The organism is Pseudonocardia sp. CA-142604, assembly GCF_050948475.1.
Lineage (GTDB): Bacteria > Actinomycetota > Actinomycetes > Mycobacteriales > Pseudonocardiaceae > Pseudonocardia > Pseudonocardia alaniniphila.
This window is the reverse complement of the sequence record NZ_CP192045.1, coordinates 8306065-8327108: the sequence shown is the minus strand read 5'-3', so window position 1 is coordinate 8327108 and position 21044 is coordinate 8306065. Positions and strand designations below refer to the sequence as shown.

Genomic DNA, 21044 nt, shown 5'->3' with positions numbered 1-21044 from the left:
AAAGGCGAGGATGCGGCCCGGGCGGTCGTACTTTCGACCGAGATCAACACTGCAACGTGCGCCGTAGCGTCATTCCCCGTCGACAACCGTGGAAATCGGGGGGAATCCGATGGCGTGGGGAAGTTCAGGGCGACGGTGGGTGCGAGCGGGAGTGCTCGGCTCGCTGGGGGCGGCCGTGGCGGTCGTCCTGGCCGCGGCGCCGGCACAAGCGATCACCGGTGGCACCCCGGTGCCCGATGCCGCTGATGCGCCGTGGATGGTGACGCTCGCACGCCCCGGTGACGAGCCACTGGCGCAGCGCTCGTTCTGCGGCGGGGCACTGATCGCGCCGGACCGGGTGCTGACCGCCGCGCACTGCGTGTCGGAGGGGGATCCCCGGCGGGTCGAGGTTCATCTGGGCGCGTCTGTGCTGTCACGTGAGCCCGGCCGGATCCTTCCGATCGCGGGTGTCGCCGTGCACCCGGAGTACAAGCAGGTTCCGTCGCCTGCCGATCCGACGAGCTTCACCAAGTCGAGCGCGGTGGCCGACGTCGCGATCATCGGTCTGGCCGAGTCCGTGCCCGGTGCGGAGCCCTTGGCGGTGGCGGACGAGGCACCGTCGCCCGGTGCCACGCTGACGGCGTACGGGCACGGCATCACGGCAGCGCCGTCGGCGGACCCCGCGACGCCGCCGCCGTCCAGCAGCGATGAGCTGTTGAGGGCGGATCTCGGCCTGATCTCGGCGCAGGACTGTGCGAGCCGTCTCCACACGCCCTCGGGCAGCGACGAGTCGGTGGTGTGCGCTCAGGCGCCGCAACCGGACGGGCCGGCGATCTGCCCCGGCGACAGCGGCGGGCCGCTCGTCGAGGTTGCGGACGGGCGCGCGGTCGTCGTCGGAGTGACGAGTTTCAGTGGCGAGGTGACCGATCAGATGTGCGCGGCCGGCACCGCAGCGGCGTTCGCCAATGTGGCGGGGCTGCGGGACTGGATCACACAGCCCCACCCCGTCTTCGAGCCGTCGCCCGCCGAGGACGTCACGGTGACCGGGAAGCTCGCCGTGGGCTCGACCATCACCTGCGCGGCACCGAGATGGGAGGGCGGCAAGCCCGCGGCGCTCGAGTACAGCTGGTCGCGTGGCGAGATCGACACGACCACGCCCAAGGAGGCATGGAACACGCCCACCGGATTCCTCTTCTTCGTCCCGATCGACGGCCAGACCGCTCCGACGCTGACCGTGCCCGCTGATCTGTCCGGACGCGATGTCCTCTGTTCGATCAAGGCCGGTAACGCAGGGGGTTCGGTCTCGTACTACTCGGACAGCGTGACGATTCCCGAACACTCCTAGTGCCGAGGAAACGGCCGTCCGCCCGGTAACTGCGGAGCCGGCACGCCGGTTTCGCAGTGACTCGCGACGCGTTCGGCCAGGTCATGTGCCATCGGCGCGGTGCGCGATCTACGTTGGTCGGATGAACAAAACCCAACTCGTGGATGTACTCGCGGAACGGCTCGGGGATCGGCGCACCGCGGCGGGTGCGGTCGACGGCCTACTCGAGACCATTGTGGACGCCGTCCGGTCAGGTGACTCGGTCTCGCTCACCGGGTTCGGTGTGTTCACCAGCCGCGCCCGGGCCGCCCGCGTCGCCCGTAACCCGCGCACCGGCGAGACCGTGGACGTCCCGGCCACCACGGTGCCGGCGTTCCGTCCGGGCACGGCGTTCCGCACGGCCGTCAGCGGCGTCGAGCCGCCGACGGCCCCGCGCACCGCAGCGGCGGCCCTGACACCCGCGGTCGTCGTGACCGAGCAGGTCGACGCCCTGGAGAAGCCCGCGAAGGCGAAGCGGGACGACCGGGCCGCTGACAAGGCCGACAAGATCGACAAGGCGGCGAAGGCGGGAAAGAAGGCGGCGAAGGCGAAGGACGGCAAGCCCCGCAAAGGCAAGAAGAAGTAGGCCGGCCGCGTCGCGGGCCCACCGCGTGCGTGGTCAGCCGGTGGGGCGCGGGTAGTAGTCGGCGGTGCACAGCTCGGCGTCCCTGCAGAACGTCAGCGCCCAGGTGCTGCCCTTCTTGGCCGGGACATCCTCAGGGTCCACGGACACGGCCGAGCCGGTGGCGAGTGCCGCCACGATGTCGGGGATCACGCCACCCTGGCTGCACACGACCGTGACGCCGGGCTCCTTGGCCAGCTCCCGGAATCGGGCGAGCCCGGCGGCGATGTCACGGTAGAAGGCGTGCTCGCCGAGCAGCGGCTCGTCGAGCACGGGAACCCCGAGCGTCTCGGCGAGCGGTGCCACCGAGTCCCAGCAGCGCACCAGGGGCGCGCTGGAGACGCGCTCCGGTCCGAACAGCGCCAGCAGCCCGGTCAGCCGACGGACCTGCTCCCGGCCTGATCCCGACAGCGGCCGCAGGTCGTCGTCGCCGTCCCAGTCGCCACGGCTGCCGGCCTTGGCGTGCCGCACCAGCAGCACCATCGAGCTGGGGACGCCCACCTCCACGAACCGCTGCAGCACCTCGAGGTCGTGCCGGTAGGACAGCATGTCGGCAGCGCGTTGGATGTTGACCCACCGCAGCTCGTCGGTCTCCTCGCCCGGCACGAACTCGCCGCCGAGGGCCTCCGCGCCCCAGTACCGCACCAGCTTCTGGCCCTCGGCCACGGGATAGTGCACGTCGCCGAGTGCCGGCCCGAGACAGACGCGCTGTCCCGTCTCCTCGGCCACCTCCCGGACGGCGGCGAACGGCATGGTCTCGCCTGCGTCGAGCTTGCCCTTCGGGAACGACCAGTCGTCGTAGCGCGGCCGGTGCACGAGCCCCAGCTCGGGGCCGCGGGTGCCGGGTCGCCACAGCACCGTTCCCGCGGCCAGCACGTCAGCGTTGTTCGTCTCTGTGGTGGCCTGCGGAGGGCCGGACCGGAAAACGCCGTTCATCGCTCGCCCTCGCTGCGCTCGGCCGGCCCATCAGGAGACGTCACCGTGCGAAGGCGCTGTGACACCGATTCGCTCGCAAGCTCGCTCATTCGTCGTCGGCCGCGGCGCCTGCGCCGGCGTGTAGCAGCATCATCTCCGCCTGGTGGTCGCGCACCGGTGACACCCCGGATTCCGGCGGCGGCGACGGCTCCCACGACCCGTCGGCGTGCAGCGTCCAGCACCGGGTGGCCGGGTCGAGGCAGGAGTCGAGCATCAGGCCGAGCTTGCTCGCCAACCTCGGGTCGGCCACCCGCAACAGCACTTCGACCCGGCGGTCGAGGTTGCGGTGCATCATGTCGGCGCTGCCGATCCAGTACTCGTCGGCCGCCCCGAAGTGGAACACCCGCGAGTGCTCCAGGAACCGGCCCAGGATCGACCGGACGTGGATGTTCTCCGACAGCCCAGGGCGATCCGGCCGGATCGCGCAGATGCCGCGCACCACCACGTCCACCGGAACGCCGGCCAGGGACGCGCGGTAGAGCGCGTCGATCACCTGCTCGTCGACGAGCGAGTTGACCTTGATCCGGATCCGGGCGGCGGGGTTGCCCTCGCGGTGGGCCTCGATCTCGTCCTCGATCCGGCGGACGATGCCGCGGCGAACGCCGTAGGGCGCCACCAGCAGGCTCCGGTAGGACGTCTGGTGGGAGTAGCCGGTGAGCGAGTTGAACAGGTCGGTGAGGTCGGCACCGATCGTCGGGTCGGCCGTGAGCACGCCCAGGTCCTCGTAGAGCCGGGCGGTCTTCGGGTTGTAGTTGCCGGTGCCGATGTGGCAGTAGCGCCGGATCGTCGACCCCTCCTGCCGCACCACGAGCGAGGTCTTGCAGTGCGTCTTCAGACCGACGAGCCCGTAGACGACGTGCACGCCCGCCTTCTCCAGCTCGCGTGCCCAGCGGATGTTGGCCTGCTCGTCGAACCGCGCCTTGATCTCCACCAGCGCGACCACCTGCTTGCCGGCCGCGGCGGCGTCGATCAGGGCGTCGACGATCGGGGAGTCGCCGGAGGTGCGGTAGAGGGTCTGCTTGATGGCGAGGACGTTCGGGTCGGACGCGGCCTGCTCGATGAACCGCTGCACGCTCGTGGAGAACGAGTCATAGGGGTGGTGGACCAGCACGTCGCCCTCGCGCAGGGTCGCGAACACGCTGCGTGGGGTCTCCCGGTCGGCGAAGGCCGGGTGTGTCGCCGGGACAAAAGGGTCGTCCTTCAAATCCGGGCGGTCGACCCCGTGCACGGCCCACAGCGAGGTGAGGTCGAGCAGCCCGGGCACGGTGACGACGTCGGCGGGGTCGACGTCCAGCTCGCGCAGCAGCAGCTCCAGCACGTGCTCGCTCATCGTGTCGGTGACCTCGAGGCGCACCGGCGGCCCGAACCTGCGCCTGGCGAGCTCGCGCTCCAGTGACTGCAGGAGGTCCTCGTCGCGGTCCTCCTCGACCTCCACGTCGGCGTTGCGGGTGACGCGGAAGGCGTGGACCTCGGCGAGCTCCATGCCCGTGAACAGCTCACCGAGGTGGGCGGAGATGAGGTCCTCGAGCGGAAGGAACGTGATCGTGTCGTCGTCGGTGCGCACCCGCACCAGCCGCGGCACGTTGTTGGGCACCTTGACCCGCGCGAACCGCTCGGTGCGGCCCTCGGGGTCGCGCACGGTGACGGCGAGGTTCAGCGACAGCCCGGAGATGTAGGGGAACGGGTGGGCCGGGTCGACGGCCAGCGGGGTGAGCACCGGGAACACCTGGGCCGAGAAGTATGCAGAGAGCCTGATCCGCTGGTCGTCGGTCAGGTCGCCCCAGCGCAGGATGCGGATGCCCTCGGCCGCCAGTTCGGGGCGCACCTGGTCGAGGAAGACGCGTGCGTGCGCCTCGGCGATCGCCTGCGTGCGGGCCGCGATCCTCGCGAGCTGCTCACGGGGGGAGAGCCCGTCGGCGCTGCGGACGGCGAGCCCGGTCTCGTCGCGGCGCTTCAGTCCGGCCACCCGGACCATGTAGAACTCGTCGAGGTTGGACGCGAAGATCGCGAGGAACTTGGCCCGCTCCAGCAGCGGCTGGCTGGGGTCCTCGGCGAGGGCGAGCACCCTGGCGTTGAAGTCCAGCCATGACAGCTCGCGGTTGAGGTAGCGGTCCTCGGGCAGGCTGGACGACGGGGCGATGGTGCGCGCAGGTGGACTCACCGGCACGGCGGCCGCTGTGCCGGTGACGGCCGGGACCGTGGCGGGGGCCGCAGGGCCAGGCCGCCGGTCGCTCCTACCCCGCGAGTCCGTGTCCGGTTCCTCCTGGCGGACGGGCACCGTAGTGCTGCTCACGGGGCGGCTCGCCGCATGCACCCGACGGGTCGACGGCCGCGGGGACCGTCGCCCGCGCGTTCCCTGCCGGGCGGGCATCTGGTCCTCGGGGCCGGGTTCCGGGACAGAACTGCTCACGTCGTCACCCACGATGGTGATTCTGGCCCACCCGGCGACTGTCTGCGGATCCCGTCGAGAGTCGAGCGGGTGAACTGCGCCGCAGGAAGCAGCCGATACGCGAGCTAACGGCGGATCCGAGCAGCTCCGATCGGGGCCCGCGTCAGTGGTGCGGACTGGGGGCGAGGACGCTCGATGTGTGCTCACCCAGTCCGAGGTCCATGGCTTCGCGCAGGTCGTCGCCCGTGTCGACGTCTCGCCGCAGGCCCGGCCATTCGCCGTGCAGCGGCTGGGCGCCGGACTCGCGATGACGCAGGGCGGAGCCCACGCCGAACATCGGATCGAGCCCCATGCCCGGCGCGGCGAGCAGGAAGGTCGTGCCTGTGCCCTCCGCGTCGGCGCAGAAGGCGCGGCCCGCCCGGCCCGAGGCGAAGAGCTGTGCCGCCGCGGTGATCGCGTCGTCCAGCTCGGCGGGGCGAAGCGCCGGCAGGTCGGCCTGCAGCGCCCCGACCGCCGCTGCGGGGTCGTGCTCACGCAGAAGCGCTGCGCCGCCCGCGTAGGCGGCGTTGAGGCCCGGCACGGGGCCGTCCGGAACGACCTCGACGCCCACGGCGCAGAGCTCGGCGGCGACCACCGGGTCGGAGCTGATCACGAGGAGGCGCCGCACCATGGTCGAAGCGCGCACCGCGGCCACCGTGTCATGCGCCAGCGCCAACGCCAGGCGTGCGTGGGCGTCGGCGTCGCCGATGCCCTGGTCGGCGGCGCCGCGCAGCCGGGACTTGGCCACGCCCAGCTGCTTGACCGGGACCACCAGGTCCACGGTCGACATCTTCGAGCCCACCCCTCCATCGTGCACCGAACCCGGAGGTGGACCCCGAGCGCCCGGCCAGGAAGACTCTGCGCGTCAGGCCGGGATCGGAGGTTCGTGCGTGAGGCGTGAGAAGGGCGGCTTCTGGATCGCGTTCTGTGCGGTGTTCTTCTATCCCATGGGTTGGCTGCTGGGCCGCTCCCGGTTCGACGGCAAGGAAAACATCCCCTCGACCGGTGGCGCCCTCCTCGTGGCCAACCACATCTCCCACCTCGACCCGATCTTCAGCGGCCTCGTGGTGCACCGGGCCCGGCGAGTGCCCCGGTTCCTGGCCAAGAACAGCCTGTGGAGCAAGCCGGTGCTCGGCTGGGCCATGCGCGGCAGCGGCCAGATCCCCGTCTACCGGGAGTCCGCCGATGCGCAGCACAGCCTGCGGGAGGGCACTCGGGCGCTGAGCGAGGGCAAGGTCGTGGTGATATACCCGGAGGGGACGATCACCCGCGACCCGGAGGGATGGCCGATGCTCGCGCGCACCGGCGTCGCCCGGCTGGCGCTGTCGGCCGACGTTCCTGTCGTTCCGTTCGTCCACTGGGGCACGCGGGACGTCTACGACGGCTACAAGCGGAAGTTCCGGCCGTTGCCCCGCAAACCGATCATCGTGCGCTGCGGCGAACCCATCGACCTGACGGCGTACCGCGGGCGTCCGCTCGATGCCGCGCTCCTGCGTGAGGTCACCGACGTGATCATGTGCCGGGTCAAGGAGCTGCTCGCCGAGGTTCGCCAGGAGGAGGCCCCCGTGCAGTTCTTCCGCCGCGGAGCGGATTCGTGAGCGGTGGCCGGGAGGTCCGCCGCGTCGCCGTCCTCGGGGCGGGGTCGTGGGGCACGGCCTTCGCGAAGGTCATGGCCGACGCCGGACGCGAGGTGCGGTTGTGGGCCCGCCGTCCCGAGGTGGCCGCGGCCGTCAACGAGCGACGCAGCAACCCGGACTATCTGGCGGGCATCGTCCTGCCTGCGCTGCTGACGGCCACCACCGACGCGGCGATCGCGCTCGACAAGGCCGATGCGGTGGTGTTCGCGGTGCCGTCGCAGACCCTGCGGGAGAACCTCGTCCTCTGGCGGGATCTGCTGCCCCCCGACAGCACGCTGGTGAGCCTCGCGAAGGGCGTGGAGCTCGGCACGCTGCTGCGGATGAGCGAGGTGATCTGCGAGGTCGCGAGGGTCCCCGCCCAACGGGTGGCCGTCGTGTCCGGCCCCAACCTGGTGCGCGAGATCGCGGCGGAGGAGCCCACCGCCACCGTGATCGCCTGCTCCGACCACGACCGCGCGGTGGCCCTGCAGCAGGCATGCACCACCGGCTACTTCCGTTCCTACACCAACACCGATGTCATCGGCTGCGAGCTGGGTGGCGCGGGCAAGAACGTCATCGCGCTCGCCTGCGGCATCGCCACCGGAATGGGGTTCGGCGACAACACCACTGCCTCGCTGATCACCCGCGGACTCGCGGAGATCGCGCGGCTGGGGGTGGCGCTCGGGGCGGACCCCCTGACGTTCGCCGGGCTCGCCGGGCTCGGCGACCTGGTTGCCACGTGCTCGTCGCCGCTGTCCCGCAACCGCACGTTCGGCGAGCACCTGGGCCGCGGGGAGTCCCTGGCGAAGGCGGAGGCCGCCAACCACGGGCAGGTGGCCGAGGGCGTGAAGTCGTGCCTGTCGATCTGCCAGCTCGCGGCCCGGCACGGGGTGGAGGTCCCGATCGCCGACGCCGTGCGGCGCGTCTGCCACGAGGGGCTCTCCGCCGCGGAGATGGGCAAGGAACTGATCAGCCGGGCTCCGCGCCCCGAATGACCCGCGTCGTAGTGTGAGGGCGTGACGGGGGACGGGACGCGCTGCGTGCACGGTGGCCACGGAGCAGGCGTCCTCGGAGAAGCCCTGCACCCCGGCCCCGTGCTGTCGTCGGCGTTCCACCTCGGCGGTCCCGGGGACCCGACACCCACGGACTTCTACGGCCGCGCGGACAACCCCACCTGGCGTGTGCTCGAGGCCGCCATAGGCGATCTCGACGGCGGCGAGTGCGTCGTGTTCGCCTCGGGGATGGCCGCGATCGCGGCGGTGCTGCGGCTGGCGGGCCGCGACGGTGCGCTGGTCCTGCCCTCCGACGGGTACTACCTGGCCCGTGCGCTCGCCCATGACGAGCTGGGCCCCTTCGGCGTCGAGGTGCGGGAGGTGCCGACCGCGGGTGAGTGGCCGGCCAAGGTGCTCGACGGCGCCGCGCTCGTGCTGCTGGAGACGCCCTCCAACCCCGGCCTGGACGTGGCCGACATCGCAGCCGCCGCAGCCGCTGCCCACGCCGCAGGGGCGCTCCTGGCCGTCGACAACACCACGGCGACGCCGCTGGGACAGCAGCCGCTGGCCCTCGGCGCCGACTTCGCGGTGGCCAGCGATACCAAGGCGCTCGCGGGGCACGGGGACGTCGTTCTCGGGCACGTCAGCGTCCGCGACGGGGCACTGGCTGCCCGGCTGCGCGAGGCGCGTTCCCGCGGCGGCGCCGTGCCCGGGCCGATGGAGGCCTGGCTCGCCCACCGCGGGCTCGGCACCCTCGACCTGCGTCTCGCTCGTCAGGCCGCCAACGCGGCCGCCGTGGCAGCCGCGGTCGCCGAACACCCGATGGTGTCGGACGTCCGGTGGCCGGGACTGCCGCATGATCCCGCCCACGCCGTGGCGGCCCGGCAGATGCGGCGCTGGAACGGAGTGCTGCGTTTCACCCTCCCCGATGAGCACGCGGTCGGGCAGTTCCTGGCCGCGTCCCGGCTCGTCACGTCGGCCACCAGCTTCGGTGGCCTGCGCAGCAGCGCCGATCGCAGACAACGCTGGGGCGACGACGTGGCGCCGGGGCTGGTGCGGTTCTCGGCGGGCTGTGAGGACGAACACGATCTTGTCGCGGACGTCCGAGCCGCGTTGGCTGCCATCACCGGGTGAGAGTTGCCACTCAACCAAACGTGATTCGGACCCATATCACACGTGCGTCGCCCCCTCCCGCTATGGTCTGATCTGCGAGGGAGGTGGTCGCGTGAAGCATCGACAACCCGACCCCATCAGTGCCGACCCCGAGCCAGGGGAGGCGCTGGGGATCACGCCGCACCCGAGCGTGGTCCCGACGGGGTCCCGGGTCCTGCTTCTCAATGCGACGTTCGAGCCGCTCGCCGTAGTCACGGCGAAGCGTGCCGTCGTCCTGATGCTCACCGGCAAGGCCGAATGCGTCGAGGCCGCACTCGACGAGGTCTTCCACTCGGAGAACCTCACGGTTCCCGCGCCGTCGGTGATGCGCCTTTCCCGTTACGTGCGAGTGCCCTACCGCCGCGCCGTCCCGATGACGAGGGCGGGTGTCCTGCGCCGCGACAGCCGCCGCTGCGGCTACTGCGGCAAGCGCGCCGACACGATCGACCACATCGTTCCCCGCAGCCGCGGCGGCACCCACTCCTGGGAGAACTGCGTCGCCGCCTGCCGCACCTGCAACTCCCGCAAGGCCGACAGGATGCTGGCCGAGCTCGGCTGGAGCCTCGAGTTCGTTCCTCGGGCCCCCGACCGCGCGGCCGGGGGCATCCTCGTGCTGGCCGTGGAGCCGCTCCCCGCGTGGGAGCCGTGGCTCGGTGTCGCCGCGTAGATCCCGAAACACGACAAACCACCCGCTAACGTCAACTGCCGTTCTTGCGAGCCCACTCTCGACATAGACCTGGAAGCGTTCGGGGGGGCTTGTGTCGATGTCGCCATCTGTTCCCGTGCTCGTCGTAGGACCGCACGACCTGGTCACGACCTCAGTGGTCATCGCGTTGCAGGCCAACGGGTTTGCCGCGGAGGAGCGCGAGATCAACGGGGGTTGTGCGTTTCCCAGAGTGGACAGAGCACGGGGCGTGGTCGTGGTGAACCTCGATCTCCCTGAGGGCGTCGGCCTGGTCGCCAAGGCCGTGACGTCGGGCTGGCCGACGCTGGTCGTCGGTCAGCAGGCCGACCGGGCGCGCACGGCCGCGGCCGTGGCCGCGGGTGCCGCGGCGTACGTCCCGCGCAGCTGTCCGCTCGACGTGCTGGTCCGCACGGTCCTGCACATGAGCGTCGGCCGGCCGGTGATGATGGCCAAGGAACGCATGGCCTGGCTCGAGCTGCACCGCGTGGCACGGGCGGAGGTCAACACGCGCAGGCGCCGCCTCGACCTGCTCACCGACCGCGAGTTCGAGGTGCTGCGCCGGCTGGAGCGCGGCCAGAAGGCTGCCGACATCGCCGTGGACGCCGTGCTGGCGATGAGCACGGTGCGCACGCACATCCGGTCCATCCTCGTGAAGCTCGAGGTCAACTCCCAGCAGCACGCGATCGCGATCTACCGCGAGACGAGGCGGCAGGGCGAGTAGCCGGCCCCGGGTACGTCGTGCCCGGAACTTCGTGCGGCCTCCGTTCGTGATCCGGATGTGAGGGGAGAAATCGGGCGCACGCGAGGCGTGCAGCAGCGGGCCGTGCTCGACGAGCTGGGGGCGACGGCTTCCGCATGACCGTCCAACCCGGCGCCGTCCGATCTCTCGTACCCGCAGCCCACACGTCTTCGCCGGCGGAGCCATCGGTGGGGATCTCCCGGTGGCTGTCGCCGCTGCTCGCCTTCGCGGCTGTCGCTTTGCTCCCGGTGGCCGCGGCGACCACCGATCTGGCAGCGCTCGACGGCTGGGGGCTGGCTCGGGTGCTCGGGCCTGCCGCCTGGGCTTCCTTGTCGTGCGCGGTGGGCGCCTGCGTGGTCGAGCTGCGATCGCCACGCCCGCGGATCCCGATGCTCGGTGGAGCCACCGCCGTCCTCATCCTCTGCTCGTTCGGCATGCCGTCGGTGGTGGAGCCGGCGGCCCGGTTCACCACGGCGTGGCTGATCGCCGGGTTCACCAACGCGATCGCGGGCGATGGCCAGGTGCCGATCGGTGTCGACGCCCGGTTCTACTGGCCGGCGTTCTTCGCGCAGTGGGCGTTCTTCCAGGACGCCGGGGGTGTCAACCGGCTCGACCTGGTGCTGCGGTGGTTCCCACCGGTGATCGTCGGTGTCTGGGCGATCGGTGTGTACGCATTGGCCCGTTCGATGTTGGGGGGCACCCGGGCACCCTGGGTGGCCGCCTGGCTCTTCCTCGGCTTGAACTGGATCGAGCAGGACTACTTCTCGCCGCAGGCCATCGGCATCGTGTTGATGCTGACCGTGCTGGCGTTCGCGCTCGGCCCGCTGGCCACCCGTCGCACCGACTCGGCCGGAGTGCCGGGCTGGCCATCCCCGCATCCCGACGCGCCGCGGCTGCCGCTGTGGCGCAGGTGGTTGGTCGCGGCGAGGACACAGCCGAACCGGCCGGGTCTGCCGCCCCGCCAGCTGCTGCTGATCTACTTCTGCGCCGCGCTGTGCTTGATCGCGATCGCACCCGAGCACCAGCTCACACCGTTCGCGATCATCGGTCAGCTGGTTCTGCTCGCGGTGGTCGGCCGGTTCAGGGGCCGTGGCCTCGTGCTCGTCGCGATCCTCGCGGTGGCCGTGTACGTCATGATCGCGGGCCGGGAGTTCTGGCTCACCCAGCTGAGCCTCATCACGGGCGCGGGGGAGGAGGGCAACGCGCTGGAGGTGGGTGTCGCAGGCCGGCTGGAGGGCGACTTCGGTCAGGTCGCGGTGAAGGTCCTGCGCATCGTCGTCCCGGTCGCCACGTGGCTGCTCGCGATCATCGGGGCCTGGGTGTACTGGCGGCGCAGGCGCGACCTGGTGCCGATCGCGCTCGCCGCGGTGCCCATGGGCATGGCGGCCGTACAGAGCTACGGCGGTGAGCTGTTCCTGCGCATCGTGCTGTACGGCCTGCCGATCCTCGCGATCCTCGGCGTCGACGCACTGCGGGCGCTCGTGCGCCGGTGGCGCGGCATGGAGTACGTCCTCGCCGCCGGGATGCTGCTGCTGTTCGGGTCGATCATCCTGATCCGCGGCGGCAACGAGGCCTACATGATCGTCTACCCGGACGAGGTGGACATGGTGCGCGAGGTGTATGCCACCACTCCGCCCGGCCTGGAGGTCATGCCGCTGATCAACGTCGGCCCGTACGCCGTGGAGGGCATCGACACCCACAGCCGCGGCACGGTGATCGAGGGATGCACCCAGCTGGCCGACGACCCTATCCGCTGCATCAACGCCGAGTACCCCGACGTCCTGCTCACCTTCGACGCCGTTGAGGCCCAGGGCCGTTTCCTCGACCTGAAGCCGCCGGGTTGGTCGCTGCAGGTGGTGCAGGAGCTCGTGGCTTCAGGCCGCTACGTCATCACATATCAGAACGGATTCGACGTGGTGTTGCGCAAGACCGTGCCTCCCCCGCCGGCATGAACGACGTGGGCGAGCCGCTATGTGGTGCTCTCGAGCGTGTAGCGCACGGTCTGGACGCGGATGCCGTCGTCGTCGAAGACGAACGTGTCGACGCCGTCCAGGGCCTGCTGAGATGCGGACACCGCGCTCCACGTGATGAACAGGACGTTCTTCTCGAAGATCTGGGTCGGCACGTCCCACTTCGCTTCCGGGAGGTCGGCGAGGAGCTCGGTGAAGGCCTCGCGGACGCCGGCCTTGCCGTGCCGGACCCCGCGCGGCGTGATGAACACCGCATCGTCGGTGTAGTCGGCGACGATCCCGTCGACGTCGCCGGCGATCAACGCACCGGCGTGGTGCTCGAAGATCTGCTGCGGAGTTCTCGCCATCGCTGCCCCCTCGGTGCTACCAGGTCGATTCAGCGTGTCCTGCCTGCACACCGGTGTCCAGAGGGCGGGCCGACGGCTGAGGGACAGGACAGCCGCCCTGACGATACTGATCTCGAGATGACCCGAAAGTGAACGGGGTGCTTCGCTCCGTGCTCGCCCCGTGGCGGGATGATCGAGCCATCACCGCACGCGCCGCCGTAGCCGCGGGCCTCGTTGAGCCGCCGAGCGAGCCGGGCATGCACACGGGGCCGGCTGGTGCAGAACTTCAGCGACCGCTGGTGCCATCGCAGGCCCAGACCGCGGTCGGACCCCCTTCGGAGATTCCGCGTGTATTTCAGTACCCCCACAGCTCTGGCCGATCATCCACTCGCCGTCGTCGACGTGCAGGGCAACGGGCAGCAGCCGCCGGAGATCGTCGACATCGCCGTGCTGCCCATCGAGCCCGCCGCGGACGTACGGCAGGCGAGCATGCGTGTCTGGCTCGTCCGCCCGGACCGTCCGATCACGCCCGACGTCACCGACGGCGTCCACGGCATCCGCAACACCGACGTCCTCGCCTGCCCGAGTTGGGCACGGGTGGCCGAAGAGGTGTACGCCGCGATCAAAGGGCGGGTGCTCGTGGCGCACAACGCGGCCGTCGAGCTACGGGTGATCGCCAACCACCTGCCGCAGTGGCGCCCCTCGCTCGTCCTCGACACGGCGCGCCTCGCGAGGGCGGTCTGGCCGGGGCTGCCCGGCGGCTACGGCTTGAGCCGCCTCGCCACCTACGCCGGGCTTCATCCGCCGCACATCCAGCCAGGGGAGCGACGCCACCGGGCCGGCTATGAGACATGGATGACCGGGCAGTTGCTGTTCGCTCTGGTTCAGAGCAGCGGTCTCACGTGGGAACAGGTCGTCGAGGCGGGCAGTGTCGCGGATCTCTCGACGTGACAACTACTCACCGTGGTAACGGATGCACACTGCAGAATGAATAACTCTTTGATCGACGTCGAGCATCGAGGAGAGCAGTGGATATCCAGCAGATCGACAAGCAAGCCACATGGCCAATGCGAAGCACCCGTCGGGGCGGTGCAGCCTTCCGGTATGTCCTCACCGAGGCGCTACGCATCGATGCCTGAGGAGCAGGAGGCCCAGGCGAGGATTCATCTCACGGAGTCCGACGCGCATGCGCTGAGCGCGTGGCTCAACCGGGCCGGGCACTTCCGTGGCCTGGTCGACGTCAGCTCGTGCGTACCGGGCCGGGGCGGGTCGACGTGCATGGTCGACGTGGTGATCGTCCTGGTCGGCAGCCGCATGCTGGCTCTGCTGGTCAGCAAGATCTACGACTGGATCACGGTGCAGCGCGGCGCGACGAGCGTGACGGCGACGTACACGAGTCCTGGCGGCAGACCGCTGGAGATCGAGGTCGATCGCTCCGACGACCGCTCCCAGCTGATCGACCGGGTGCGCAGGCTCGCCGAGTCGGGCGAGGCCCGTGCCTGACCTCACCACCCGATCGAGTGAGGAACCCGGGAGTCCATCCGTCCGTTTTCCGGGGGCCGGCGTCGAGAGGGATCGTCACTTATGGGCATGAAAAGCACATTGCGCGTCGCGGCAGCGGCCGTCCTGGCCGGATCCGCGGCGAGCGTGGTTCTTCCCGATTGGATTCGGCGTGACCGCCGATTCCCATTCGTGGCCATCGTCGCTTTTCGCCCGCAGTTCGCGGTTTCGGCGCTGGCCGCCGCTGCACTGCTTGCGAGGGGTTCGCGCACCCGTCCGGCGGCAGCGGCCGTCGGGGCGGTCGCCGTGGCGGGCCTCGGCGCGGTCGCCGCTCGGGCGATCCGGCTCCCGATGCCTGAGGCTGCTCCGGACGACCTCTCCATCCTGACGTTCAACGTGCTCAACGGGCGGGCCGACACCGGGGAGCTCGCCACTCTGATCGCCCGGGAGACGCCGCACTTCGTCGTGCTCCCTGAAGCGGGCGCCGACTTCCGCGACAAGCTGATGCCGCTGGTGGAGACGCTGGGCTACCGGTCCTGGGTCTCGACGGCACCTGGTGTCAAGGACGGCCAGGGCGTCACGCTGCTGGCGTCGTCCGGGGCAGGGGACGTTCAGGTCCGCTCGGGCACCGGGATGCGGTTACGGCACCTGGAGGCCGGCGGCGGGATCCTCGGCAGGCGAAGCCTCTTCGCGATACACACCGCGGCACCCGTGGACCCCAGGCGGACGGCCCAGTGGCTGCGCGACCTCGCGCTGGTCGATCAGTGGTGTCACGGTCCCGTGGCGCCGATCGTCGTCGGCGACTTCAACGCCACGCTCGACCACTCGGCGTTCCGCGCCGCGCTCGGGGGATGTCGCAGTGCGGCCATCGGCACCGGGAAGGGACTGGTCGGCACCTACCCGTCGTCGGCCGCACCATGGGCCGGCATCCAGATCGACCATGTGCTGGTGCCGACCGGCACGGTGACCACCGGGTTCGAGGTGGTCGACGTCGAGGGCACCGACCACCGTGGCGTTCTCGCGCGCGTCCGCGTGCCCCGGTGAGGAGCAGGCCCCGATCCCTCTCGGGGAGCCGGGCCGACCACGCACGGCAGAGCTCAGACGCGGCGGCGGAACACCGGCTTCACCGGCCTGCCGCCCATCCACGGTGTCGCCCGCGTCGAGCGCTTTGCGGTAGACGGCGCACGCCTCGGACACCACCTCGACGGTGCGGTCGATGTCGTCCTCGGTGAGCGCGCTGCTGACCACGAAGGACGGTCCGATCACGCCACCGGCGATGAGCTGACGCAGAAACAGCGTGCGGTAGGGCTGCGACGGTTTCAGCTCCTCGTCGAGCGTGGCGAACACGAGGTTGCTCGCCCGCCCCCGGACGAGGACGTGGTCGGCCACGCCCATCCCGGCCGCTGCCGCGGTGACGCCGGCGGCCAGCCGTTGCCCGAGGCTGTGCAGCCGGGCCGCGATCCCCTCCTCGGTATAGGTGTCCATCACCGCCATCGCGGCGGCGAGCGAGTGCGTCTCGGCGCCGTGGGTGGTGGAGAGGAGGAAGACCCGGTCGCGATCGTGGCGAAGCCCGCCCCACTCCATCACGTCACGGCGTCCGGCCAGGGCCGACACGGCGAAGCCGTTGCCCAGCGCCTTGCCGAACGTCGACAGGTCGGGCACCACGCCGTACACGCCCTGAGCCCCCGCCTCCGACCAGCGGAAGCCGGTGATCATCTCGTCGAAGACCAGCAGGGCGCCGTACTTGTCGGCGAGCGCCCGCATGCCCTGCAGGTAGCCGTGAGGGGGCTCCTGCTGGGCCGCGGCCTCGAGGATCAGGCATGCGATCTCGCCCTCGTGCTGCTCGAGCAGCTCCGCGGTGGCGTCGAGGTCGCCGTAGGGGAAGGTCAGGGTGAGCTGCTCGGGGATCCCCGCGGACATCGGTGTGGTGCCGATGAACCAGTCGTCGGTGGAGAAGAACGGCTGGTCACGACACATGGCCACGTGGGAGCGCCCGGTGGCCGCCCGCGCCAGGCGCACGGCGGCCGTGGTGGCGTCCGAGCCGTTCTTGGCGAACTTCACCATCTCTGCGGTGGGGACGGTGGCGAGGAAGCGTTCCGCCGCCTCCAGCTCGACGACACTCGGCCGCACGAAGTTGCTGCCCCGATCGAGCTCCCGGCGCACCGCCTCGACCACGCGCGGGTGGGCGTGCCCGAGGCTGACCGAGCGGAGTCCTGACCCGTACTCGATGTACTCGTTGCCGTCGACGTCCCAGACGTGGCTACCGCGACCGTGGGAGATGATCGGGGCGAGGTCCTCGGGGTACTGGTCGTCGCCCTTCGCGTAGGTGTGCGCACCCCCGGGGACCAGCGTGTGGAGGAGCACGTTGATGTGGTCGGACACCGGGAGTGGCGATTCGGCGATCCCGGCAACCGGAACTGCTCGCAACAAGGACCTCCTACACGCCCTGGTCCCCGGGACGGCCCGACATATGGGACCAACATGACGATTCGACGGAGCGGAAACGGTACAGGCCCGCCGGCCGCCCTGCGCCGGGCCGGTAAGGCGAGGCCCGGTAGCGTCGTCCTCCGGTTCGTGATCTCGAGGTGGTTCACAACTCATGAAGGCTGTGCAGGACGCGCACCTCTGCCGGTTCTGCCGCTCCGCCAGCGGCACTCTCGTGATGGATCTCGGAGAACAGCCGCCGAGTGAGCTGTTCCCACCCCTCGACGCGCCGGGGCCCGACCCCGTCTTCCCGTTGCGACTGTGGATGTGCGGCGAGTGCGGGCTCGCCCAGCTGGCCGACGACATGGACGTGCCGGAGAACCCACAGGGCGTCCAGCCCGAGGCGCTCACCCGGCAGGCCGCCGCCGCCGTGGCCCAGCTCGCGTCGGCCCGGGTGCTGCCCGCGGGCGGCACGGTCGCCGAGTTCCCCAGCCCGCACGGGGGCAGCTGGCTGCCGCTGCTCGCAGAGCACGGGCTCGTGCCGGCCGCAGCGGCGGAGCCTGCCGACGTGGTGGTCGACTGCTCCTTCGGCCTGATGCACGCCCACGACCAGGCGGCTGCGCTGGCCGAGCGGGCTGCGGCGGTGGCGCAGGGTGGCCTGCTCCTCGTCCAGTTCCAGTCGCTCGCGTCGATCGTGGAGCAGCGGGAGTGGAACGCCGTCCGGCACGGGCACTTCGCCTACTTCTCGGTGCCGGTGATGCGCACGATGATGGCCGAGGTGGGGCTCGCGGCCTTCGCCGCGTTCTGGTTCCCGCTGTACGGCGGCACGGTGCTCGTGGCGGGCCGGGCCGGTGCCGAGCCGGAGGAGTCGCTCGAGACGCTCACGAAGCAGGAGATCGCCGCCGGCGTGCTCGACCCGGCCACGGTGGCCGCTCTCGACGGCGTGGTCCGGACCGGCGGCTCCCGGCTCAACGACTGGCTCCTGGCCGAGCAGCGCAGCGGCCGCCGCGTCTACGGGTACCCCGCGGCATCGCGGGCGGTGCCGCTGCTGCACCGCGCGGGCGTACGTCGTGAGCTGCTCGCGGGAGTCGCCGACGCCTCGGCGGCGAAGCAGGGCAGCCGCATCCCCGGTTCGGACATCCCGGTGATCGGCCCGGGCGACCTGGTGGACGCCGCACCTGACTCCGTCCTGCTGTTCGTGCCCGACCTCCTCGACGAGGTCACGAAGGCGATGCCGGGAATCGAGGCGGCCGGTGGCCGGTGGGTGAGGGCCGACGAGGTCCTTGCGCCCGATCGCCGGCCCAGCTGAGCCGGGCCGCGCCATGATCTCTGACGGGAAGACCCAGCCGCACGACCTCACTGCGCTGGAGCAGGCTGCGGCATTGCGCCGGGGCGAGCTGTCCGCGGTGGAGCTGGTGGAGCACTACCTCCGGCGCATCGAGTCGCTCGACCACCTGCTCGGTGCCTTCGTCACGCTCACCCCGGACGCCGCGCTCGCGCAGGCGGCAGCGGCAGACCGCGCGCTGCGGGACGGCGACGAGCGTCCGCTGCTCGGCGTCCCCACCGCGATCAAGGATCTCGCGATGACAGCTGGGGTCCGCACCACGTTCGGGTCCCCGGTGTACGGCGACTACGTCCCGGACGTCGACGACGACTCGGCCCGGCTGTTGCGGGCCGCGGGCACGATCAGCCTGGGCAAGACGTCGACGCCGGAGTTCGGACTGCCGCCCTACACCGAACCGGCGGGCCGCCCGCCCGCCGTCACACCGTGGGACACCGGCCGGCTGGCTGGTGGTTCGTCGGGCGGTGCCGGAGCGGCCACCGCGGGTGGGCTCGTCCCGTTCGCGCACGGCACCGACGGTGGCGGCTCGATCCGGATCCCGGCTGCCGCGTGCGGCCTCGTCGGGCTCAAGACCAGCCGCGGGCTGGTGTCCCGCGGGCCGGCAGGGGGCGACCCGCCCGGCATGTCCGTGTCCGGGCCGCTCGCCCGCACGGTCGCCGATGCCGCCGCGATGCTCGATGCGCTCGCCGTGCCTGTGACGGGCGAGCCGTACGTCCTGGAGGCCCGGGTCGACAGCCATCTCACGGCCGCCGGCCGCCCGCCGGCGAGGCTGCGGGTGGGCCGGTACGCCGTCCCGCCGGTACCGGGTGTGGCGGTCGACCCCGCTTGTCTCGCCGCGTACGAGAAGACGTCCGCCGCGCTGGCCGAGCTCGGCCACGAGGTCGTCGAGTTCGACCCCTGCATCCCCGAGGACCTCCTGCCCGTGTTCGAGGTGCTGTGGGCCGTCCTCGCGCACGGGCACCCCGTGCCGCCGGAGGCCGAGCCGCTGCTCGCTCCGCTCACCCGGTGGTGGCGCGACCGCGGCACGGCGATCAGCGGGCCGGAGTACATGGCAGCCACCCAGTCGGCGATCCAGGCCACCCGCCTGGTCGTGAGAGCGCAGGCGGCCGTCGACGTCGTGCTCACGCCGATGCTTGCCCAGCTGCCGCGTCCGGTCGGCTGGTTCACCGCGGGCGGGAACCCTGCGGAGGACTACGAACGGCAGAAGCAGTTCACGCCGTTCACCGCGATCTACAACCTCACCGGGCAGCCCGCGTTGAGCCTTCCCATGGCGTGGGGGCGCGAAGACAGCGGCCCCGAGCTGCCCGTGTCCGTACAGCTGGTCGGCGGCATGGGTGACGATGCGCTACTGCTCGCACTCGGCGCGCAGCTGCACGTCGCGGCAGGGTGGGGCGGTCGGCGCCCGCCCACCTGGTGAGCTACGTTCTCCCTCGTGAGCGTGCCCGAGACGATCTTGTACTTCGCGGTGCCGCCGGTCGGGCTGTACCTGGTCATCGTCCTGCTCGTCGTCGGTCCCCGGATGGCGCGGCGGCCTCGATACCGGTCCGGTCAGCCGTGGACCTTCGCGCCGATGTGGTTCACCGCCAATCCCGAGGGCGCCCAGCTCCCGGCGGCCGACGAGAGCCATGGCACCGGGGCCCACGGCACCGCGGTGCGTAGCAATCTCGAACGAGGAGGTGCCCGTGGCAGCTGGTGAGACCACACATCCGGGCAGCACGAGCCACCACGGTGGCCCGGGCACGGCCGTCGCTGTTCCGAGCGAGGAGCTGCCCGTCGGCGCTGTCGTGACCGCGTCCGGCCGGGTGTCGGCTGCCGAGGTCTACCGCGAGGAGTCGCGGGCCGACCAGCCGTTCTCGCCGGTGCAGCTCACTCGTCTCGATGAGGCGCTGACCCTGGCGAGCCGCGAGTCCGGGCTGCTGTTCAGCGTCTACATCGGCGACCTGGGTGAGGACCCGACGGCGCGGGTCGCCGAGCTGCACGACCAGCTCGACGGTTCGAGCGAGGCCGTGCTGGTGGCGGTGAGCCCTGGGCAGCGGATCGTCGAGGTGCTGAGCGGTGCCGAAGCGCGCATGCGGCTGCCTGACCGGGGCGCGAAGCTCGCGGTGATGAGCATGGTGGCGTCGTTCCGCGAGAGCGACCTGTTGGGCGGATTGCTCAGCGGGCTGCGCATGCTTGCCGACCAGGCCGGCGGTCGTCGCCGCACGCAGTAACCGCTCGTCGCTGGGGTAGGGCAAATCACCGACAGCCGCGTAACCTCTCGTCATTCACTACAGTTGGTGGGACCCGAGCGGGTGGTCCCATCGCATAAGGTGCGGTGCAGTCCTCGGGGCAACACCGACTGACGAAGGGCAGGAACCCTCATGGGGGACTCGGTAGCGGGGCGTCCGACCGGTGGTGGTGGACGGCCTGACCGTCGGCACTCAGCCGGCTCGTCCGTTCTGACTCCGCCCACCGGGGTGCCTGCGGTTCCCGCGCAGCGGAAGCCCGCATCTGCACCGGCCTCGCGTGAGCCCGAGGCCCCACCGGTCACGCCGCCCGCCCCGCCGGTGCAGCCCACCGTGGTCGAGCCGTGCACCTGTGGCCACGCGCGCGAGGCGCACGAGCACTACCGGCCCGGCACCGACTGCGGCGTGTGCGGAGCCACGGGTTGTTCCGCGTACCGCGCCCGCGGCGGGTCGGTCAGCGGCATGCTTCGCCGCCTGGGCCTCATCGACTGACGCCGCCACCCGCGCCACACCCCTGCGCCCGGTCGTCCCAACGGACGGCCGGGCGTCGTCATGTTCGGGTGGTTTCGACGTGCCATTCGGGTGGATGCGGGCATACGCATGCCACGACGCCGGCGCGTGGCCGTGCCCAGCAAGCCCCGAGTCCTGACGGTGAGCCGGTCCACTCGGCCGTTCCGGATAGCCCGGTCGCAGGAGCGCTCGGCGT

The 21044-nt window shown here is 71.3% G+C and carries 20 protein-coding genes and 1 pseudogene; 16 read left to right on the top strand and 5 right to left on the bottom strand.

Annotated elements, in window-relative coordinates; genetic code table 11:
• Window positions 1–139 precede the first annotated feature (139 nt).
• Both ACQPZQ_RS37685 and ACQPZQ_RS37680 read left to right on the top strand, forming a co-directional pair.
• Window positions 140–1324: a S1 family peptidase gene (locus ACQPZQ_RS37685; protein WP_433289025.1), complete on the top strand. Its 1185-nt coding sequence runs from the start codon at window positions 140–142 to the stop codon at window positions 1322–1324.
• 121 nt (window positions 1325–1445) lie between these two features.
• Window positions 1446–1928 carry an HU family DNA-binding protein gene (locus ACQPZQ_RS37680; RefSeq protein WP_433289023.1) on the top strand — a complete coding sequence of 161 codons (483 nt, stop codon included), beginning with the start codon at window positions 1446–1448 and terminating at the stop codon, window positions 1926–1928.
• A 33-nt stretch (window positions 1929–1961) separates the two neighbouring features.
• On the opposite strand, the gene ACQPZQ_RS37675 is transcribed toward ACQPZQ_RS37680, so the two are convergent.
• The 3 genes from ACQPZQ_RS37675 to cofC all read right to left on the bottom strand — a co-directional run bounded on the left by ACQPZQ_RS37675 (window position 1962) and on the right by cofC (window position 6157).
• Complete coding sequence (locus ACQPZQ_RS37675; protein ID WP_433289021.1) at window positions 1962–2900, bottom strand: NUDIX hydrolase; 939 nt, start codon at window positions 2898–2900, stop codon at window positions 1962–1964.
• A gap of 85 nt (window positions 2901–2985) precedes the next feature.
• Window positions 2986–5310 carry an RNA degradosome polyphosphate kinase gene (locus tag ACQPZQ_RS37670; protein WP_433299551.1) on the bottom strand — a complete coding sequence of 775 codons (2325 nt, stop codon included), beginning with the start codon at window positions 5308–5310 and terminating at the stop codon, window positions 2986–2988.
• A 181-nt stretch (window positions 5311–5491) separates the two neighbouring features.
• Window positions 5492–6157, bottom strand: a complete 666-nt coding sequence (cofC, locus tag ACQPZQ_RS37665; RefSeq protein ID WP_433299549.1) for a 2-phospho-L-lactate guanylyltransferase — start codon at window positions 6155–6157, stop codon at window positions 5492–5494.
• A 100-nt stretch (window positions 6158–6257) separates the two neighbouring features.
• On the opposite strand from cofC, the gene ACQPZQ_RS37660 reads away from it, so the two are divergent.
• From ACQPZQ_RS37660 to ACQPZQ_RS37635, 6 genes are all read left to right on the top strand, one after another.
• Window positions 6258–6965 carry a lysophospholipid acyltransferase family protein gene (locus ACQPZQ_RS37660; protein ID WP_433289019.1) on the top strand — a complete coding sequence of 236 codons (708 nt, stop codon included), beginning with the start codon at window positions 6258–6260 and terminating at the stop codon, window positions 6963–6965.
• Window positions 6962–7978: an NAD(P)H-dependent glycerol-3-phosphate dehydrogenase gene (locus tag ACQPZQ_RS37655; protein ID WP_433289017.1), complete on the top strand. Its 1017-nt coding sequence runs from the start codon at window positions 6962–6964 to the stop codon at window positions 7976–7978. Before ACQPZQ_RS37660 ends, ACQPZQ_RS37655 begins: the two co-directional genes overlap by 4 nt.
• Before the next feature lie 21 nt (window positions 7979–7999).
• Window positions 8000–9109, top strand: coding sequence for a cystathionine gamma-lyase (locus ACQPZQ_RS37650; protein WP_433289015.1), 1110 nt, complete (start codon window positions 8000–8002; stop codon window positions 9107–9109).
• A gap of 91 nt (window positions 9110–9200) precedes the next feature.
• Window positions 9201–9794: an HNH endonuclease gene (locus tag ACQPZQ_RS37645; RefSeq protein ID WP_433289013.1), complete on the top strand. Its 594-nt coding sequence runs from the start codon at window positions 9201–9203 to the stop codon at window positions 9792–9794.
• A gap of 115 nt (window positions 9795–9909) precedes the next feature.
• Entirely contained in the window at window positions 9910–10533 is a 624-nt protein-coding gene (locus tag ACQPZQ_RS37640) for a response regulator transcription factor (RefSeq protein WP_433289011.1), read from the top strand.
• 206 nt (window positions 10534–10739) lie between these two features.
• The gene (locus tag ACQPZQ_RS37635; RefSeq protein WP_433289010.1) at window positions 10740–12503 is read left to right on the top strand and encodes a hypothetical protein; all 1764 of its coding nucleotides are present in this window, start codon (window positions 10740–10742) and stop codon (window positions 12501–12503) included.
• A 17-nt stretch (window positions 12504–12520) separates the two neighbouring features.
• Here ACQPZQ_RS37635 and ACQPZQ_RS37630 read toward each other — a convergent pair whose 3' ends face one another.
• Window positions 12521–12868, bottom strand: a complete 348-nt coding sequence (locus tag ACQPZQ_RS37630) for a nuclear transport factor 2 family protein (RefSeq protein WP_433289007.1) — start codon at window positions 12866–12868, stop codon at window positions 12521–12523.
• 327 nt (window positions 12869–13195) lie between these two features.
• Here ACQPZQ_RS37630 and ACQPZQ_RS37625 point away from each other — a divergent pair, with 327 nt between their 5' ends.
• The 3 genes from ACQPZQ_RS37625 (at window position 13196) to ACQPZQ_RS37615 (ending at window position 15391) form a co-directional block, all read left to right on the top strand.
• Window positions 13196–13798, top strand: coding sequence for a 3'-5' exonuclease (locus tag ACQPZQ_RS37625; protein WP_433289005.1), 603 nt, complete (start codon window positions 13196–13198; stop codon window positions 13796–13798).
• Between the two features lie 153 nt (window positions 13799–13951).
• Complete coding sequence (locus ACQPZQ_RS37620) at window positions 13952–14350, top strand: effector-associated constant component EACC1 (protein ID WP_433289003.1); 399 nt, start codon at window positions 13952–13954, stop codon at window positions 14348–14350.
• Window positions 14351–14431: 81 nt separating this feature from the next.
• Window positions 14432–15391, top strand: coding sequence for an endonuclease/exonuclease/phosphatase family protein (locus ACQPZQ_RS37615; RefSeq protein ID WP_433289001.1), 960 nt, complete (start codon window positions 14432–14434; stop codon window positions 15389–15391).
• Between the two features lie 53 nt (window positions 15392–15444).
• On the opposite strand, the pseudogene ACQPZQ_RS37610 reads toward ACQPZQ_RS37615, so the two are convergent.
• Window positions 15445–16729: pseudogene (locus tag ACQPZQ_RS37610) on the bottom strand (glutamate-1-semialdehyde 2,1-aminomutase).
• 217 nt (window positions 16730–16946) lie between these two features.
• Here ACQPZQ_RS37610 and ACQPZQ_RS37605 point away from each other — a divergent pair.
• From ACQPZQ_RS37605 to ACQPZQ_RS37585, 5 genes are all read left to right on the top strand, one after another.
• Window positions 16947–18080: a class I SAM-dependent methyltransferase gene (locus tag ACQPZQ_RS37605; protein ID WP_433288999.1), complete on the top strand. Its 1134-nt coding sequence runs from the start codon at window positions 16947–16949 to the stop codon at window positions 18078–18080.
• Between the two features lie 13 nt (window positions 18081–18093).
• Entirely contained in the window at window positions 18094–19530 is a 1437-nt protein-coding gene (locus ACQPZQ_RS37600; protein ID WP_433288997.1) for an amidase, read from the top strand.
• A 15-nt stretch (window positions 19531–19545) separates the two neighbouring features.
• Complete coding sequence (gene ctaJ / locus ACQPZQ_RS37595) at window positions 19546–19809, top strand: aa3-type cytochrome oxidase subunit CtaJ (RefSeq protein WP_433288996.1); 264 nt, start codon at window positions 19546–19548, stop codon at window positions 19807–19809.
• Complete coding sequence (locus tag ACQPZQ_RS37590; protein ID WP_433288994.1) at window positions 19796–20323, top strand: DUF5130 family protein; 528 nt, start codon at window positions 19796–19798, stop codon at window positions 20321–20323. The genes ctaJ and ACQPZQ_RS37590 overlap by 14 nt, the downstream gene beginning before the upstream one ends.
• Window positions 20324–20569: 246 nt before the next feature.
• Window positions 20570–20830 (top strand): hypothetical protein, encoded by a 261-nt coding sequence (locus ACQPZQ_RS37585; protein WP_433288992.1) that lies wholly within the window; start codon window positions 20570–20572, stop codon window positions 20828–20830.
• Window positions 20831–21044: the final 214 nt, after the last annotated feature.

Coding starts and splice junctions, on each gene's coding strand:
- ACQPZQ_RS37680 (WP_433289023.1), top strand. CDS start 1,446: ATGAACAAAACCCAACTCGTGGATGTACTCGCGGAACGGCTCGGGGAT.
- ACQPZQ_RS37675 (WP_433289021.1), bottom strand. CDS start 2,900: ATGAACGGCGTTTTCCGGTCCGGCCCTCCGCAGGCCACCACAGAGACG.
- ACQPZQ_RS37670 (WP_433299551.1), bottom strand. CDS start 5,310: ATGCCCGCCCGGCAGGGAACGCGCGGGCGACGGTCCCCGCGGCCGTCG.
- cofC (WP_433299549.1), bottom strand. CDS start 6,157: ATGTCGACCGTGGACCTGGTGGTCCCGGTCAAGCAGCTGGGCGTGGCC.
- ACQPZQ_RS37630 (WP_433289007.1), bottom strand. CDS start 12,868: ATGGCGAGAACTCCGCAGCAGATCTTCGAGCACCACGCCGGTGCGTTG.
- ACQPZQ_RS37620 (WP_433289003.1), top strand. CDS start 13,952: ATGTCCTCACCGAGGCGCTACGCATCGATGCCTGAGGAGCAGGAGGCC.
- ACQPZQ_RS37615 (WP_433289001.1), top strand. CDS start 14,432: ATGGGCATGAAAAGCACATTGCGCGTCGCGGCAGCGGCCGTCCTGGCC.
- ACQPZQ_RS37605 (WP_433288999.1), top strand. CDS start 16,947: ATGAAGGCTGTGCAGGACGCGCACCTCTGCCGGTTCTGCCGCTCCGCC.
- ACQPZQ_RS37600 (WP_433288997.1), top strand. CDS start 18,094: ATGATCTCTGACGGGAAGACCCAGCCGCACGACCTCACTGCGCTGGAG.